Origin of the sequence: Acinetobacter lwoffii (genome assembly GCF_024129355.1) — a bacterium.
In the GTDB taxonomy this organism is placed as follows: Bacteria; Pseudomonadota; Gammaproteobacteria; order Pseudomonadales; family Moraxellaceae; genus Acinetobacter; species Acinetobacter lwoffii_I.
This window is the reverse complement of record NZ_JAMXXP010000035.1, coordinates 1-18241: the sequence shown is the minus strand read 5'-3', so window position 1 is coordinate 18241 and position 18241 is coordinate 1. Positions and strand designations below refer to the sequence as shown.

13 protein-coding genes are annotated in these 18241 nt (G+C 44.2%); 8 read left to right on the top strand and 5 right to left on the bottom strand.

Annotated features, from left to right (window positions below; genetic code table 11):
* Nucleotides 1-174 precede the first annotated feature (174 nt).
* Nucleotides 175-2106, top strand: a complete 1932-nt coding sequence (locus tag NI468_RS13545) for an ATP-binding cassette domain-containing protein (protein ID WP_180039049.1) — start codon at nucleotides 175-177, stop codon at nucleotides 2104-2106.
* A 341-nt stretch (nucleotides 2107-2447) separates the two neighbouring features.
* Complete coding sequence (locus NI468_RS13540; RefSeq protein ID WP_001202407.1) at nucleotides 2448-3611, top strand: zinc-dependent alcohol dehydrogenase; 1164 nt, start codon at nucleotides 2448-2450, stop codon at nucleotides 3609-3611.
* Nucleotides 3612-4793: 1182 nt separating this feature from the next.
* On the opposite strand, the gene gyrB is transcribed toward NI468_RS13540, so the two are convergent.
* From gyrB to dnaA, 4 genes are all read right to left on the bottom strand, one after another.
* Nucleotides 4794-7265, bottom strand: a complete 2472-nt coding sequence (gene gyrB, locus NI468_RS13535) for a DNA topoisomerase (ATP-hydrolyzing) subunit B (protein ID WP_005245546.1) — start codon at nucleotides 7263-7265, stop codon at nucleotides 4794-4796.
* Between the two features lie 56 nt (nucleotides 7266-7321).
* Complete coding sequence (recF, locus tag NI468_RS13530) at nucleotides 7322-8401, bottom strand: DNA replication/repair protein RecF (RefSeq protein ID WP_253102299.1); 1080 nt, start codon at nucleotides 8399-8401, stop codon at nucleotides 7322-7324.
* Nucleotides 8402-8429: 28 nt separating this feature from the next.
* Entirely contained in the window at nucleotides 8430-9578 is a 1149-nt protein-coding gene (dnaN, locus tag NI468_RS13525) for a DNA polymerase III subunit beta (protein ID WP_004647129.1), read from the bottom strand.
* Nucleotides 9579-9687: 109 nt separating this feature from the next.
* The gene (gene dnaA, locus NI468_RS13520) at nucleotides 9688-11064 is read right to left on the bottom strand and encodes a chromosomal replication initiator protein DnaA (RefSeq protein ID WP_004281934.1); all 1377 of its coding nucleotides are present in this window, start codon (nucleotides 11062-11064) and stop codon (nucleotides 9688-9690) included.
* Between the two features lie 658 nt (nucleotides 11065-11722).
* On the opposite strand from dnaA, the gene rpmH reads away from it, so the two are divergent.
* From rpmH to mnmE, 5 genes are all read left to right on the top strand, one after another.
* Complete coding sequence (gene rpmH, locus NI468_RS13515; protein ID WP_000831329.1) at nucleotides 11723-11857, top strand: 50S ribosomal protein L34; 135 nt, start codon at nucleotides 11723-11725, stop codon at nucleotides 11855-11857.
* Between the two features lie 29 nt (nucleotides 11858-11886).
* Nucleotides 11887-12279 (top strand): ribonuclease P protein component, encoded by a 393-nt coding sequence (gene rnpA, locus NI468_RS13510; RefSeq protein WP_004281932.1) that lies wholly within the window; start codon nucleotides 11887-11889, stop codon nucleotides 12277-12279.
* Nucleotides 12280-12288: 9 nt separating this feature from the next.
* Nucleotides 12289-12609: a membrane protein insertion efficiency factor YidD gene (gene yidD / locus NI468_RS13505; RefSeq protein WP_004281931.1), complete on the top strand. Its 321-nt coding sequence runs from the start codon at nucleotides 12289-12291 to the stop codon at nucleotides 12607-12609.
* Between the two features lie 5 nt (nucleotides 12610-12614).
* Nucleotides 12615-14378: a membrane protein insertase YidC gene (gene yidC / locus NI468_RS13500; protein WP_005245552.1), complete on the top strand. Its 1764-nt coding sequence runs from the start codon at nucleotides 12615-12617 to the stop codon at nucleotides 14376-14378.
* Between the two features lie 92 nt (nucleotides 14379-14470).
* Nucleotides 14471-15829, top strand: a complete 1359-nt coding sequence (gene mnmE / locus NI468_RS13495) for a tRNA uridine-5-carboxymethylaminomethyl(34) synthesis GTPase MnmE (RefSeq protein WP_004647130.1) — start codon at nucleotides 14471-14473, stop codon at nucleotides 15827-15829.
* Between the two features lie 44 nt (nucleotides 15830-15873).
* On the opposite strand, the gene NI468_RS13490 is transcribed toward mnmE, so the two are convergent.
* Nucleotides 15874-17052, bottom strand: a complete 1179-nt coding sequence (locus tag NI468_RS13490; protein WP_445344335.1) for an MFS transporter — start codon at nucleotides 17050-17052, stop codon at nucleotides 15874-15876.
* Nucleotides 17053-17398: 346 nt separating this feature from the next.
* Between NI468_RS13490 and NI468_RS13485 the strand changes: the two genes are divergently transcribed.
* Nucleotides 17399-18100 carry a DsbC family protein gene (locus NI468_RS13485; RefSeq protein ID WP_253102298.1) on the top strand — a complete coding sequence of 234 codons (702 nt, stop codon included), beginning with the start codon at nucleotides 17399-17401 and terminating at the stop codon, nucleotides 18098-18100.
* Nucleotides 18101-18241: the final 141 nt, after the last annotated feature.

Below are 18241 nucleotides of genomic sequence, written 5' to 3'. Positions count from 1 at the left end.
CTATAAACCACTGTTCATGCATAAAATAGAGCTTTTACTCAACTTATGCGTCTATCCCAAATCAATTGACAGAGATGAAAACTGATTCATTTCAGCAAAATCGGTAAGATTTTTCATTTTCACAGGGCTTTCCTTTAGAATAGGCGCAACTTATTTCTTAGCTTTGATTTCTCAATGATTCAGTTAGACCAGTTATCTATACGTCGCGGTGGACGTGTTTTATTTCAAAAAGCGTCGATGCAGTTACACCCAGGATGGAAAATTGGCCTAACCGGTGTCAATGGTGCTGGAAAATCAACCCTGTTTTCAGCCTTGCTCGGCGGCATGGAATCGGACACCGGTTCGCTGACCCGACCTGCGGTATGGACCGTGGCGCATATGGCTCAGGAAATCAAAGCACTGAATATGAAAGCCATTGATTTCGTATTGTCGGGCGATGAAGAATACTGGGATATTCAGCAAAAACTCGATCAGCCGGATCAACTGGATGATGCAGAACTGGCACATTTATATGGCCGTTTTGATGAAATTTCAGGTTATTCGGCTCCTGCCAAAGCCTCGCAGCTGATGGCGGGTCTGGGCTTCTTTGAACATCAATCACAGCTGGATGTTTCAAGTTTTTCCGGTGGCTGGCGTATGCGTCTGAATCTGGCGCGTACCTTGATGAGCCGTTCAGATTTACTACTCCTCGATGAACCGACCAACCATCTGGACCTGGATGCGATTCTCTGGCTAGAAGACTGGCTCAAGGCTTATGAAGGTACGCTGGTGCTGATTTCGCATGACCGGGATTTCCTCGATGCGATTACCGATCACATTTTACATATCGAAAATCAGGAACTGATTTTATATACCGGCAACTACTCGACTTTCGAGCGTACCCGTAGTGAACGTCTGGCACAGCAGCAACAGGCGTATGAAAAGCAGCTGGAAACCCGCGCACATCTGCAAAAATATATTGACCGTTTTAAAGCGCAAGCGACCAAAGCCAAACAGGCCCAAAGCCGGATCAAGCAACTGGAACGTATGCAGGAACTGTCTGCTGCGCATGTCGATACGCCATTTACTTTCAGTTTCCGTGAACCGACCAAAATGAGTTCGCCGTTATTGCAACTGGAACATGCCGATATTGGTTATGGCGACAAGCTGATTGTCACCAATGTAAATTTACAGATCACACCAAACAGCCGGATCGGTTTGCTTGGGATGAATGGTGCCGGTAAATCCACGCTGATTAAATCGCTGGTCGGTGACCTAAAACTGATTCAGGGTCTGCGGAAAGATTCAGAATTACTGAATATTGGTTATTTTGCCCAGCATCAAATGGATGCACTGGATGGTAATGCCAGCCCAATGTTACAGCTGGCACGTATCGCAGATAAAAAAATCAGTGAAGCCAGTCTACGCTCCTTCTTGGGTAGTTTCGGTTTTAGTGGCGAACGTATGGATACGCCAAGCGAAAGCTTCTCAGGCGGTGAACGTGCACGTTTGGCCCTAGCACTGATTGTTTGGCAGCGTCCGAATGTACTGATTCTGGATGAGCCGACCAACCATTTAGACTTAGATATGCGTCATGCACTGACTATGGCTTTGCAAGATTTCCAGGGTGCGGTGGTTCTGGTTTCGCATGAACGTCAGCTCATCGCCAGCGTCTGTGATGAACTACTACTGGTACATAATGGTCAATGCCGTGAGTTTGATGGTGATCTTACTGCCTATGCTGACTGGTTACGTCAGGCCCGTATTGAAATGATCAAAAATGGACAGAAGCCAGCAGAACCGGTGAAATCCCAAGTTGAAGTCAAACCTACCATTTCCAAACTGGACAAGGAAGCACAACGTAAAGAAGCTGCTCGCCAGCGGGAACTAAGTCGTCCAATTCGCAAGAATATTGAAAAATGCGAAGCACAGATGGCCAAACTGCAGCCACGACTGGCTGAAATTGAAAGCTTGCTGGGTGACAGTGCTTTATACGAAGCATCACGTAAAAATGATTTGCTGAAACTGATGAATGAGCAAACTGAGCTCAAAGCCAAACTGGAAACAGCCGAAGAACAGATGCTGGAACTGATGATGGAACTGGAAAGTCTGGAACAGTCTTTCTAAAACTCTTCCACTAAGATTCAAGATAAGAGATGAATGACTAACGTTGTTCATCTCTTTTTTATTCACTATTTTTAATGTTTTCTCTTACCTTTTCACCTCTGTATTTTTTCATTTATGTCTAGATGCTTCTTTAATTCGATTCTTTTCTAATCATTCGATACATAAGGTCACAAATTACGTAAATCCTATATAAGTTTATTTTTTAAACAGTTGGATGCCTTATTTCATACATTAATTTACAGCGCACTGTTTCATCCTAAGGCTCTAATACAAGTGTTTTTTAATTTTTGGCAGCCTTGCTACGAGTCTGTTTAATGTTGAACTAGAGAGAGGAAATCCGCATGCGTGCTCTTACCTATCATGGTGCTCGGGATGTACGAGTTGAATCCGTTCCAGATCCAGTGATTCAGGAACCAGATGACGTTATTTTACGGGTGACAGCCACCGCCATCTGTGGCTCAGATCTGCATTTATACCGGGGAAAAATCCCGGCCACTGAAGACGGTGATATTTTCGGCCATGAATTTATGGGAATTGTAGAAGAAGTCGGCCCAGAAGTAACCGAAGTCAAAAAAGGTGACCGGGTGATTATTCCCTTTGTGATTGCATGCGGTCACTGTTTTTTCTGTGAACATGAACTCATGGCTGCCTGTGAAAATACCAATACCGGTCGTGGTGCAATTCTCAACAAAAAACAGATCCCACCAGGGGCAGCTTTATTTGGCTTTAGCCATCTGTATGGGGGTATACCGGGTGGTCAGGCTGAATATGTACGGATCCCCAAAGGCAATGTCGGACCATTTAAGGTGCCGGGTTCCCTGCCTGATGAAAAAGTATTATTCCTGACCGATATTCTGCCAACTGCGTGGCAAGCAGTGAATAATGCCCAAGTCGGTCGAGGTTCCAGTGTGGCGATTTATGGTGCTGGCCCGGTCGGTCTGCTGGCTGCTGCCTGCGCGCGGATGCTCGGTGCCGAGCAGATATTTATGGTCGATCACCACCCTTACCGTTTGCGTTTCGCGCATCAAACCTATGGGGTAATTCCCGTCAATTTTGATGAAGTCGATGCCGCTGAATTTATCATTCAAAATACCACGGGTTATCGTGGAGTCGATGCCGTCATTGATGCGGTCGGTTTTGAAGCCAAAGGTAGCATGCTGGAAACCGTAATGACCAACCTGAAATTAGAAGGTTCGAGTGGTTCAGCGCTAAGACAATGTATTGCAGCGGTCCGTCGCGGCGGTGTGGTGAGTGTACCTGGAGTTTATGCCGGTCCAATTCATGGCTTCCTGTTTGGTGATGCCTTTGACAAAGGTTTGACCTTTAAAATGGGACAAACCCATGTGCATAATTACTTGCCGCAGTTGCTAGAACATATTGAAAATGGAGATCTGTCTCCAGATCTGATTATTACCCATCGCATGAAACTGGAAGATGCTGCGGAAGGTTACCGTATTTTTGATAAAAAGGAAGAAGACTGTCGTAAAGTCATTCTAACACCATAAATATGATTAAAAAAAAGCGCCGTCAGGCGCTTTTTTATTTTTCATCGTCATTTTATCAATCCTCTTTTTCTTGTTCCTAATCAATATCATTTCAGCGACTCCCTCCCTCTTTTCTATCGAGTAATAAAAGAAATGCCCGATTTTCAATAATGAAATCAAGAAATAACTCAAAAATGAGAAATAAAAAAGTTAAGCAAAAATCGATAAAAGTATGATTTTAAATAAAAATGAAAGTTCACTTGATTATTAAATCAATTATGTAGTTTAGCTACATCTTGAGTTTTTAGTTAACAATATGTTCCACGGTAATGATTAGAGAAACTACACTATATTTACAAGTATTTAATTTATAATAATTTTTTATTTTAAAGCCAATCCAAGGAATAGTCTGGTCATACTAGCAATATATCGCCAAATCTAGCTTTAAATTTAAAATGCTATTTTAAATTTAAAAACACTTATCCACAAGATAATCGATTTCAAATTTGAATTTAAAATAAAGAATTAATACGTGGATTAAAGCTTGCGGAAAAATACTATCTTATTCACATAAAAATTATGGATAACTTTAGAGTTATCCACATCTCTGATCAGGCTTTCTAGATGCTTGAAGCAATATTATTCACGTATTATTTAGCGTATTAGACCAAGTTTCTTATAAGCTATTGAAAATTTAAAATTTAGTTTTAGCAGCTTTTTATTTATTTTTGAGATATTGGATCTTCTGAATAGGCGATTTATTATTTTTTAGTCGAATCCACCTAAAGTATTCGATCTGTTTTTATTACACGCATCTTTAAATACCACTTTGACTGATCCAGTTTTCACCTAGTGTCGTGAACTGCATGCAAACTTCTCATCGTATAAAGAACGTCTTTCTACCTCACTTTCCTATTCAAAAATTATTTTAGAAGTTCTGATGCAGATCATTTTTATAACGATAGATTCACTCCAGATTTCAGGTATTCTCCCGAGTTGGTAATCTCTATACATAAACCCTTTCTTAGAGTCGATTTGGCTTACTCAACTTGGCTTTTTAAAACCTAAATGAACCCGTTCCATATCTAAAAATCGGTCCAAAATTACTTTATTTTGCCTAGCTCACAGGATATGAGTAAAAAAATTGGTCTAAAAAAAGCGCCTCGAAAGGCGCTTTTTTATATCTGATTTTATCCTGAAGGGTTATGCATCAATATCTGCATTCAAGGCATTTTCTTCAATGAAAGCACGACGTGGTTCTACGTCATCGCCCATCAAGCAGGAGAACATACGATCCGCTTCAATCGCATCAGTAACTGTCACTTGCAGCATGTTACGGTTGTCTGGATCCATGGTGGTTTCCCATAACTGTTCCGCATTCATCTCGCCCAGACCTTTATAGCGCTGGATCATCATGCCACGACGTGAGTCCTGCAAGATATGTTGCCAAACCTGATGGAAATTGCTGACCTGAATCTTGCGATCGCCTTTTTGCAAATATGCACCCTCTTCAAGCAGACTAAACCAGCTCTTTGAATTCTTTAATAAACGTGCATATTCACTTGAACCTAACAGTACTGAGTCTAACAGGTAGCTATGTGGCAAGTTATGTACATAGATCGTGATACGTGGCAACCAGCTTGCAGTTTTTTGACCATCTGCCAGTTCTTTTTCAAAACGCTCCAGGGTTAATTCTGGACGTAATGTTGGCTGAATGGCTTCAATCGCTGCACGCAGATTCTCACCCCATGTTTCCACATAGGTTTTGTCTTCCAGCTGATCCAGCTTAAAACCTTCCAGTGAAAGTAGTGCATCAAGCAGACTCGCAGGATAACGCTGGGTCAAACGTGCCAAGCTCTTCTGGGAAGTCTGATAATCAGCAATCACATTTGCCAGTGCTTCACCACGAATCGCAGGCGCTTCTGCACTGATATGCAGTTCCAGCTCATCAATCGCATTCGAAATTAGGTAAGTTTCCAGTGCATCATTGTCCTTGATGTACTGTTCCTGCTTGCCTTTTTTCAGCTTGTACAGTGGTGGCTGGGCAATATAGATATGACCACGTTCCACAAGTTCTGGCATTTGACGGAAGAAGAAGGTCAACAGCAGCGTACGGATGTGTGAACCATCGACGTCAGCATCGGTCATGATGATGATTTTATGATAACGCAGTTTGTCCGGATTATATTCCTCACGACCAATACCACAGCCGAGTGCGGTAATCAGCGTACCGACTTCAGCAGAGGAAATCATGCGGTCAAAACGGGCACGTTCCACGTTCAGGATCTTACCTTTCAGCGGTAAAATCGCCTGCATTTTACGGTTACGACCTTGCTTGGCTGAACCACCTGCAGAATCACCCTCGACCAGGTACAGTTCAGACAAAGCTGGATCTTTTTCCTGACAATCGGCCAGTTTACCTGGAAGACCGGCAATATCCAGCGCACTCTTACGACGTGTCATTTCGCGTGCTTTACGCGCTGCATCACGCGCACGTGCTGCATCAATGATCTTGCCAGCAATCGCTTTGGCTGCTTGTGGATTTTCCAATAAATATTCAGAAAATGCCTTGTTCATGGCCTGTTCAACAGCCGTTTTCACTTCACTCGACACCAGTTTTTCTTTGGTCTGTGAAGAGAATTTTGGATCAGGTACTTTGACTGACACGATGGCAGTCAGGCCTTCACGCGCATCATCACCCGATACCGCAACTTTTTCCTTTTTCAGGATATTTTCGCTGTCCATGTAGTTGTTTAAACCACGGGTCAACGCAGCACGGAAACCGGCCAAATGCGTACCACCATCCTTTTGCGGGATGTTGTTGGTAAAGCAACGTACATTTTCCTGATAAGAATCATTCCACTGCAATGCGACTTCTACCGTAATACCGTTATCGGCCTGTGCAGCAGTGAAATGGAAAATATCATTCAGGTGAGTTTTGCCTTCGTTAATATATTTAACGAACTCAGACAGACCACCTTCATAATCAAAGACATGCTCGGCATTAATGCGTTCGTCACGCAGCACAATACGCACACCTGCGTTCAGGAACGACAGTTCACGCAAACGACGCGCCAAAATATCAACATTAAAAATGGTCTGACTAAAAGTCTCGGCACTTGGCCAGAAACGGACACGAGTACCGGTTCTATCGGTATCGCCCACTACTTTTAATGGATATTGAGAATCGCCATGACGGTATTCTTGTTCATGAATTTTACCGGCACGGTGAATGGTCAATTCGAGTTTTTCAGACAGTGCGTTGACTACGGAAACACCGACACCATGCAGACCGCCAGACACTTTATAACTGTTGTCGTCGAACTTACCACCGGCATGCAGAATGGTTAAAATCACCTCTGCTGCAGACACACCTTCTTCAGGGTGAATGTCGGTCGGAATACCACGACCATTATCAGAAACTGAAACCGATTCATCTTCATGGATCGTCACTATAATTTCATCACAGTGGCCTGCCAAGGCTTCATCAATCGAGTTGTCGACTACTTCAAACACCATGTGGTGCAGGCCCGTACCATCGTCTGTATCACCAATGTACATGCCCGGACGCTTACGGACTGCGTCTAAACCACGTAATACCTTGATGCTAGAGGAATCATAAGCCTTTTCAATGGTTTGTTCTGTTTGAGAAGCAGCTTGATCTTCTGAACTCATGGTTTCTCCCTAGTGAAAAATAGGTCTATCCAAAGATGGGTAAAACTCAAAAAATATTATTGCACAACTTGAACTGTACCGTTTTCAACACTGAATAACTGATATGAGATAGACAAATCATGTAAGTGCTTTTGTACTGATTCATGGTCTAAGGTGGTAATAAAAACTTGACTACCAAGTTGGCTCAATCGCTCAATTAAACGTTGTTGTGCGGTTAAATCTAATTCTGCTGTCACATCATCTAATAATACCACAGTTTCCTTATTACAAGAATGTAGCATTGCGATTTGCGACAGTTTTAGTGCGATCATCAGCAGCTTTTTCTGCCCGCGCGACAGGATCACATCAGCATCCCCCATCGGGGTCTTTAAACGCAAATCTGCGCGATGTGGGCCATATTCGGTATAGCGTCGCTCACAGTCTTTTTCATGCTGGTTGGTCAGATCATTTAGCAGGCCGGTTTCACTATGAAAGCCCGGACTGTATTCCAGACTGACTTGCAATTCAGGTAATAACTGTTTCAGATCATCTTCAAAAAATGGCTTCCATTGTTCCACAATCTCGACACGTTGCGAGTGCAGGATTTCACCATATTCACTCAGCATCTGGTTCCACGGTTCCAGATCAGACAGACTGAGAAAGCGTTTGCTTTTGAGCAGACTATTTCGCTGTTTCAGCGCACGAGAATAATATTGCCAGGCATGATAAAACTCTGGTTCCACGTGGAACATTAACCAGTCAAGGAGTTGGCGTCGTGGTTTAGCACCATGATCGATAATATCGGTGCTTTGCGGATCAATCAGCTGCAAGGGCAACAGTTTGGCCAGCTGTCCCTGGGTTGCGACCAGATCACCATTGACCTTGATCAGTTGCTCCCCGCTGGCCATTTTTTGCATGCCAATTTTTTCAGTCGCAGACTGTGCAAATACAATCGCATCCTGCGCGCCATGCTGGATATAATTTTTGGGAATATGAGTACGGAAGGAACGACCGGCAGCCAGTAAATGAATCGCCTCTAAAATCGAGGTTTTACCTGAACCATTTTGCCCATAAAAAACATTAAACGGCTGCAATCCGTGGAGAGCAACCGTCTTTAAATTCCGCACACGCTCAATATGTAAACGCGTAATATGCATGTCTTATATGAATATCAGAAGCCGCGGCTTAAACACGCATCGGCATGACGACATAAGTCTGATCAGTATGCGCCGGGTCTTGTACTAAGACAGACTGATTCGCTTCAGTCATAGTCATTGATACATCATCGCCATCCAGCACACCGAGGACTTCAATCAGATACTGCGCATTGAAGGACATTTCTAGCGGTGAATCGGCATATTGAATCGCCAGGTCTTCAATCGCTTCATCCTGCTCCGGGTTATTGGCACGAAGTTGCAAAGAATCAGCATTGAAGTTCAGAAACACACCGCGAAGTTTTTCATTACTTAAAATCGCCACACGCTGCAAAGACTGCTTGAACACGTCATGTGCGATCATCACGACTTTGTCGCCCCCACGTGGAATCACACGGCGGTAGTCCGGGAACTTACCATCAATCAGCTTGGTAGTGAAACGCACGGTAATGTTCGCCTGTTCCTTGTCACGGCTTGGCATATTGATGGTCACATTGAGCAGTTCACGACCAATCAATAGAGATAATTGCTCATCTTCAACGCTGAGCAGGCGCTGTAATTCTGCAACGGCCTTACGTGGCACAATTGCCTGAATCGGCTGTGCTGCAGTGGATTGTGCTGCTGTTTCACACAGTGCTAGGCGGTGGCCATCGGTGGTCACAGCACGTAGCTGATTGGCATCAATTTCCAGCAAAGTACCGGTCAGGTAAAAACGCACATCCTGAACTGCCATGGCAAAGGCGGTTTTTTCGAACAGGCGTTTAAGTTCACGCTGTGTCACCGTCACTTGCGTGCCTTGGGTGTTTTCAGTGTTCAGTAATGGATAATCATCAGCAGGCAAGGTACCCAGTACAAAACGGCTGTTGCCTGATTTAAGGATGCAGCGCTGATCTTCAGTAATATGCAAATCCACCAATGCCGCTGAAGGAAGTGACTTACAGATATCAATCAGCTTACGTGCAGGAACTGTGGTCTCGCCTTCCTGCAAACATGCACCTTCAGCCAGTGCTGTACTCGCCACCAGTTCGACTTCCAGGTCGGAACCGGTCACGGTCAATGCTTGCGTAGTCACCTGAATTTTCAGGTTAGACAGGATATTCAAGGTATGGCGACGTTCAACCGCTCCTACGACATGTGAGAGAACATTCAGTAAGCTTTCTTTCGCGATTTTTAAACGCACGGTGCATTCCTCTAAAGCTGAAGATTAATATAGAAAAAGTGATTTTTTTGACGGTTTACTATGCGGCAAAAGCAGCCGCATAGCAAGAATAGAATTTGAGCGATTTAGGTCAACTTTGCAACAGACGTTGCAGGTTTTTATAGTCTTCGTTAAAGATCGGATCTTCTTCACGCAGGCTTTGTACTTTCTCGCAAGCATGCATCACGGTACTGTGATCACGACCGCCAAAAGCCATGCCAATTTCCGGAAAACTGTCGCCGGTTAATTCACGTGCCAGACCCATCGCCAGCTGACGTGGACGGGCATAAATCCGGGTACGTTTTGGACCGACCAGTTCTTTCAGCGGAATCCGGAAATATTCACTGACCACACGCTGAATATTTTCAGTACTGATGGTACGGGCACGAATTGCCAGCACATCTTTTAAAGATTCACGCACCACATCCAGATCAATTGGCGTGCCTTTAAAACGTGAAATCGCCACCACTTTGTTCAGCGCACCTTCCAGCTCACGCACGTTAGCCACCACCTGCTGGGCAATAAACAGCGCACAGTTACGTGGTAAATCGACCTGGTTGCTTTCTGCTTTTTTCAGCAGAATTTCAATTCGGGTTTCAATATCTGGCGGTTCAACCCCGACCGACAACCCCCAGGAAAAACGTGAAACCAGACGTGGATCCAGCTCTGTCAGCTCTTTAGGATAACGATCCGAAGTCAAAATAATTTGCTTGGACTCATCCAGAAGTGCGTTAAAGGTGTAGAAAAATTCGACCAGACTGGCCTCTTTACCGGCCAGCAAGTGAATATCATCGACCAGTAACAGATCCAGAGAACGGCAGTTTTTCTTAAACTCTTCGACTTTACCCTGCTGCAACGAGCTGACAAAGTCCTGTACAAAACTTTCTGCGGTCATGTACATGACGCGTGCATTCGGTTTGGCCTGCAACAATGCATTACCGACCGCCTGCATCAAGTGGGTTTTACCCAGACCGGTCGGACCATATAAAAATAACGGGTTGTGCTGTGAAGCACCCAGCTGGGTCAGTACCTTGCGACAGGTTTCTGCCGCCATCTGGTTAGATCGGCCTTCCACAAACAGCGAGAAGGTAAACAATGGATTCAACTGACGTCTACGGCTATTTTTGCCGCTGTCTTCTTTTTCTTTCTTCGGCTTCGGCACTGGCATCGGTGTCGAGGTCAATGCCGCAGTCGTGGTCGCCGGTTGTTCACTGGCAGATAAAATCGCCCCTGGACGTGAATCGACCAAAATCTCGACCTTGCGTACCCGTCCTTCAGACAACTGTTCTGCCAGAATCGTAATCAGTTCCAGATGATGTTCCTGAATGTAACGCGTCCAGTAAGGATTAGGTGCATACAAACGCAAGCTGTCTTCCAGCTCTTCTGCAACCAATGGGCGAATCCACATTGTAAAGACATTTCCAGAGAGCTCTTGTCGCAGGCGATTTAAGCAGTCCGTCCAAAGCATGTGAATCCCCTATTCATTCCATTGTTCATTCAAAAAAGATGACCGCGACCAAAAGCGGGTCGCCATTCTACCCAAGTTATCCACATCTGTCATGGCAATCTCTACAAAAACTGTGCAAAAAGAAATCACCCTGCATAAATTTAAATTTAAAACCCAGTGTGGATAAGTTTATCCGCAAGCTGTGGATAAAATATACCATAAAGTTATCCACAAAGTATAAAATTAATAGAAACAGTTTTATCCACAACATAAGTTTATGTTTAATTAAATAAAAAGTGGCTTATCCATAGAAAAAGTGCTCCCTAATAGTAATAAATTTAAATTTATAAATTTGAATTTATTTATAAGATCACTGTTTTTTGTGGATAACTCAAAAAACTTCAAATTTAAATTCAAAACTACAGGTTAAATTTAAACTCTGGATAGCATGTGGATAACTTTGTTGATAGAGTTGTTTATAACTTATATATATTTATATAACAATAACTTAATTTGTGATTAACTTGAATTGAACTATTTTTTATTAAGTTCTCCGAAAAACAGGGGCTTTATCTTTTTTGATCTTATTTGAAAAGAAAACTGCTTTTGCATTGACAGCTCAAGCAATGAGCACTAAAATCGCGGACCTTCATAGAAAGATCATTTTTGGAGTTTCAATATGAAACGTACATTCCAACCGTCTGAATTAAAGCGTAAGCGTGTTCATGGTTTCCGTGCTCGTATGGCTACTAAAGCTGGTCGTCAAGTATTAGCTCGCCGTCGTGCAAAAGGTCGTCATAGCTTAACTGTTTAATCAGTTACGCTAAGACGATTTTGGGTGTTATGACAAAACTTTATAGTTTTGGCACAGAGTTGCGATTACGCTGTGCTGCCGATTATAAAGGTGTCTTTGATGGTGCGCTTTTTAAAGTGCATCAACCCCATTTCTTATTTCTTGCAAAACATTCCGAACTGCCAAATAGCCGTTTGGGTTTAGTTGTTGCCAAGAAGAAAGTGCGACGCGCACACGAAAGAAATCGAGTAAAACGACTTGCTCGCGAAAGTTTTCGCCTGCATCAACAGCAATTAGATGACTTAGACATTGTAATTATGCCGAAAATGGGTGTTGAAGCAGTGCCTAATGCAGAATTGCACCAGCAATTACAATTTGCCTGGCAGAAACTTAACCGTCTTGCCAAAAAGCATTCAAAAATAGCCCCCTCCCCACAAAAGTAGAGTTGGCCAATGGTACGTTTACTGCATTGGTTGATCCGTTTCTATCAGATTGCGATTAGTCCTCTTCTTGGACCGCGCTGTCGTTATATTCCAACTTGTTCTCAATATTCCTTGGAAGCAGTCCAGATGCATGGCGCTGGGCGTGGAGTGTGGCTGGCTACTAAGCGTATTTGCCGTTGTCATCCGTGGGGGGGCTCGGGATATGATCCTGTTCCCTCAAAAGCGATTCGTTTTATTTCATTTCAGCAAATAGATTCTCAAACGCTTCACGTTGCTGTACCCTTTCGTGATCGTTTATTGAACCAAAATCACTCTCACCACTTGGGGTAATACATATGCAACAATGGGCCAGGATTGCAATTCTCGGAGCCATGTTTGTTGTCGCATATTTGCTCATTTTGGCGTGGCAAAAAGATTATGGAAATGCTGAAACAAAACCGCAGCAGGAAACTGCTGTTGTTTCGCATGACGTATCTGCAGATTTGCCAAATGGTCAGACGGCTACAGTTGCCTCTGATCTGCCACAAGCAAATGTGCCAGCACAGCAAGCCACGGATGCCACAGCACCTGTAAGTCAGCAGCTTATTTCAGTACAAACTGACCTTTATCACCTTTGGATCAATCCTAAGGGTGGTGATATTGTTCGTATTGAATTACTCAATCATGACAAGAACAAAGACAGCGATGAACCGTTCGTGATGCTGGAAAGCGATGCGAAACGTACTTATGTCGCCCAGTCTGGCCTGATCGGTCTGAATGGACCGGACAGCAGCCGTAACGGCCGTCCAATGTATGAGCTGGAAAAAACGGCTTATACTCTGGCAGATGCGAAAACAGTCAAATCCAAAGATGGTGAAAACCTGAAAGTATTGTCTGTACCGCTAGTGTTTAAAACCGCTGACGGGATCGAGATTATCAAGACCTTCAATTTCACTGAAGGTGAATATCCGGTCGTGGTAAATCACAAAGTGGTTAACCGCAGTGGCCAGACTTGGCAAGGTCAGATGTTTGGTCAGATCAAACGGGATAACTCGGAAGATCCAGGCAAATCTGATCAGGGGATCTTCACGCTGGGAACATTCCTCGGCGGTGCATGGGGTACCCCGGACGAGCAGTACAACAAGCTTAAATTCGACAACTTTGTTGAAGAAAAAGTCAGTACTGAAGCGACAGGTGGTTGGGTGGCAATGGTACAGCACTACTTTGTCAGTGCATGGGTTCCAGGTCAGCTGAAGTTGACTCAAGGCAATGGCGAAGCTTATAGCGCCAAGCTTGAATCACGTAAATCAACCGATAACATGAACATCATCGGTTTTACCTCACCGACGTTCAATGTGCCTGCAGGTACAGTGGCTGAAATTGATGCGACTTTCTATTCAGGTCCAAAAATCCAGTCAGAACTGAAAGATTTGGCTGCGGGTTTAAACCAGACCGTTGATTATGGCTGGTTATGGCCAATTGCGAAATTACTGTTTGTCGGTCTTGAATTCTTCCATGGTCTGGTGGGTAACTGGGGCTGGGCAATTATTCTGTTGACTATCTTGGTGAAAGTAATCCTGTGGCCATTGTCGTCGAAGAGCTATCGCTCGATGGCGAAAATGCGTGTGATTGCGCCAGAAATGCAACGCATGAAAGAAGAGTTCGGTGAAGATCGCATGCGCTTCTCTCAAGAAATGATGGCATTATACAAACGTGAACAGGTCAATCCGCTTGCCGGCTGTTTACCACTGTTATTACAAATGCCGATTTTCCTGGCCTTGTACTGGGTATTGATGGAATCTGTGGAACTGCGTCATGCGCCATGGATGCTGTGGATTCAGGATTTGTCTTCAATGGATCCTTGGTTCATTCTGCCGTTGTTGATGGGCTTGACGATGTATATCCAACAGTCGTTAAATCCACAACCAACTGATCCAATGCAGGCGAAAGTCTTCAAGTTTATGCCGATCATCTTTACCGTATTCTTGTTGTTCTTCCCGGCAGGCTTGGTTCTGTACTGGATCGTCAACAACTTGATCACGATTCTGCAACAAACTTTGATTAACAAGTCTGTTGCCAAAGATCGCGCGAAACGTGATGAGGCTACTCCAGTCAACTAAGTTGTACGGATAGGCTGAATAAATCCGCTTAAGATGGTAATCTTAGGCGGATTTTTTTTGGCTGTACTTTTGAGTCTTTGCAGGTGAATTTTATGCTCAACCGAACCACAACTATTGCTGCGATTGCAACTCCACCAGGACGTGGCGGCGTTGGGGTGATTCGCCTGTCAGGTCCGAAATCCTATGAAATTGCCCAGCAACTGACGCAAAAAGAGTTGCCCAAAGCCCGTTTTGCCGGTTTCCGCCAGTTCTACGATGCAGCAGGTGAAGTCATGGATGAAGGACTGGCGATTTGCTTCCCGAATCCAAACTCGTTTACCGGTGAAGATGTAGTGGAGCTACAAGGTCATGGCGGTCCGGTGATTCAGAACGCCCTGCTTGGCCGTTTGCTGGAACTGGGCGCCACTGCAGCCAAAGCGGGTGAATTCTCGATGCGTGCCTTTGAAAATGGCAAGCTGGATCTGGTGCAGGCTGAAGCAATTGCCGACCTGATTGATGCAACTTCGCAAGCGGCTGCACGTTCTGCGGTGCGTTCACTGCAAGGAGCTTTCTCGACCAAAGTCAATGCAGTCCTTGAGCAGCTGATTCATCTGCGTCTGCATGTGGAAGCCGCGATTGATTTTCCGGAAGAAGAAATCGACTTTCTGGCAGATGGCAAGATTTTAAATCTGCTGGATGGCGTATCCAGTGCAGTCACTCAAGTCCAGCAATCCGCACGTCAAGGACAGCTTCTACGTGAAGGCTTGCAAGTCGTAATTGCAGGTAAACCGAATGCCGGTAAATCCTCTCTACTGAATGCGCTGGCCGGAATTGAACGCGCGATTGTGACCGATATTGCTGGCACCACCCGTGATGTGCTGCATGAGAAAATTACCTTAAATGGCTTACCGATTACCCTGACCGATACGGCTGGTCTGCGTGAAACCGGTGATATCGTGGAAAAGGAAGGGATTCGCCGCGCGATTAAGGAAATTGAACAGGCCGATTTATTACTCTTGGTCTATGACTTAAGCCAGGGCGAAGATCCGCTGCAACTCGCCCAAGAATATTTTGCCGAACATATCGAGCCAAAACGTTTGATGCTGATTGGCAATAAATGCGACCTGACCGGTGCTGAAGCCGTGATTGGCGATTTAAATGGTTTCCGGCATATTGCAGTCTCTGCCAAACAGGAAACCGGTGTTCAAGCGCTCATAGAGGCGATTACAGCGCATGCAGGCTTCCAGCCTGAGGAAGACACCTTTATCGCCCGTACCCGTCATTTAGACGCAATGAAGCGCACTCAGCTCTATCTGGCTGAAGCGCGTGAACAACTGGTGGTGTATAACGCCGGTGAACTGGTGGCAGAGTCCTTACGTCTGGCGCAAAATGCCTTGGGTGAGATCACTGGTGATTTCAGTGCAGATGATCTGCTGGGCAAGATCTTCGGTTCATTTTGTATTGGTAAATAATTATTTAATAAAACATCAAAAAAGCCATCAACTGAGGGCTTTTTTTAGGCTGGTAGGCGGGATTTTTGATACGCCCACCACAGCGCAAAACACAGCAAACTAATCGCGATACAAAAGCTGATTACGGCGAAATCCAGCCCCCAATGATCGGCCAGATAACCCACGGCAATGATAGGGACAATAGTGCCCAGATAGGCAATAAACAGATAGGTTGACATGACGGCTGCACGGTTGTCTAAGCTGGTCATTTGATGAATCAGGGCAAAAGCACCCATCAGGGCAAAACCATGGCCAATTCCAAAGCAAATATCACTGATAAAAAATAGCAGGCTGATTTTCGAATACATACATAGCGCTAAAACCATCAGGCTCAAGCACATCATCATCAGGCCGATATTCAGACATTTGGACGCTGCAACCGCTTTGGCCATAAATTGCACGATCACTGAAATCACTAAGATACTGGTAATGGCCAGCCCACTGACCAGAGGGCCATGCCAAGGTAAAATATTGCGGACAAAAGATGGCGACAGTGAAGCAAACAGGCTAAAGGCAGCAAAGGCACTAAAAGCCGTCACTGCAATAATCATAAACACCCGATGAAACTGCGCTTCAGGTCGTTGCAGTTTAGGCGCCATGCTAAAGGGCTGCGCCTCAAACTTGGGTGCTTTGATCCAGAACAGGCCAATCAAACACAGCACGGCGCCCAAAATCACCGGTAAATATGGCATTATCAAGGGGGCAGCGGAAAACTGCGCAATCACACCACCGACCAAGGGTCCCAAACCAAAACCCATTGCGGTGATGATTGAAATCAGTTGTGGTGCAGTGTGTTTATGGCTTTCTGGGATGGTATGCATTAAACCCATCATGGCAGAAGTGGTCATCAGGCCCGAGGCAATCCCAATAATAAAACGGCCAATCGAGAGGATCAGTGCATTCTGGGCAAAAACGGAAATGATGAGACCTAAGGTGATTAGTGCCAGACCAATTTGCAGGGTCCGTAAAAATCCGATGCTGTTACTGGTTCTGCCCAAAAACAACAAGGTCGAGAGACAGCCAAACATATAGGCGACAAAAATGTAGGTGATCTGGCTGGGCAGCAAATGCCAGAGCTGTTGATAAATCGGATAAAGCGGACTGGCCAAAGCGGTGCCAATCGTTCCCATCATTAAAGCTAGGCTGACCATCAAGAACGGTCGCCAGCTGGTCGTTATTGTCATGAAAATGCCGTTATAGTGTTGATCCTTGGCCAATCCATGTCAGGGCGTAGCGAGGAATATAGAAAGTGTCTGCAGTTTAGAATGGATACAGAAAATCGGTCAAGGCTGAATGAGTAAAATGTTTATCATTTAAAATATTTTAACTATATAAAACAATTATTTATTATGAATATTGATGTATTTTCTAGATAGATTGGAGTTCAAGCTAACGCTATACATGGTGTTCCACGTGAAACATTATGAGCTTATTTAACTGGGTGTAAACAGTAACATAAATGTTTGAGAAATTTAAAAGCAGAGCGATTAGAATCGAAGCATATTCTTATCCAATTCATGTAGAACATTCATGTTAAAAAAAACACTGATCATTAGTTTAAGTACATTGGTTTCAAGCTTCGCATTAGCCAATATTGATACGGTACAAGCTAACTTGGCAAAAAACAGTCCCAATTTAAAAATTGAAAATATTCAGACCACCGAGATGAAAGGCATCTATAGCGGTTCCATGCAGGGCCAAGTGGTTTATTTGAATGAAGATGCCAAGCATCTGATTGCTGGCCCGATGCTGCGAATTCAGGATCAGCATAATCTGACCCGTGATTTAATGTTGAAGCAAAATAGTATCGACTGGAAAAAATTACCGCTTCAGGATGCTGTGAAAAGTGTAAGAGGTACGGGTAAACGTCAGATTGCGATCTTTTCTGACCCAAATTGCCCGTATTGTAAAAAGCTTGAGCTAGAGCTGAAAAAACTGAATGACTTGACCATTTATACCTTTATTCTTCCTTTAAAACCCCAGTCGGTTGCTCCTTCAAAACAGGTGTATTGCGCGTCTAATCCAGCTCAGGCATGGGAAGATCTGATTGCTCAAGGAATTCAACCTAAATCGAAAAAAAGTTGCACCAATCCAATTGAGCGGAATAAAAAACTGGCTCAGTCTATGGGCGTGAATGGTACACCTGCGATTATTTTTTCCAATGGTTTTAAAGTGATGGGTGCCTATCCGGCAGAGCAGATTGAGCAGATCTTTAAAGAATTCAATTTATAAAAATTAAATAAAGCTATCAGTCGCTCAATATAAAAAAGCACCTTTTCCGGCACTGCTGTCCCATAGTTTGCTTTAAATAAAAAAACCTGAGTCCTAACAGTTAAAATATGAGTGCAAACAAACACTTTAACGACCAGGATT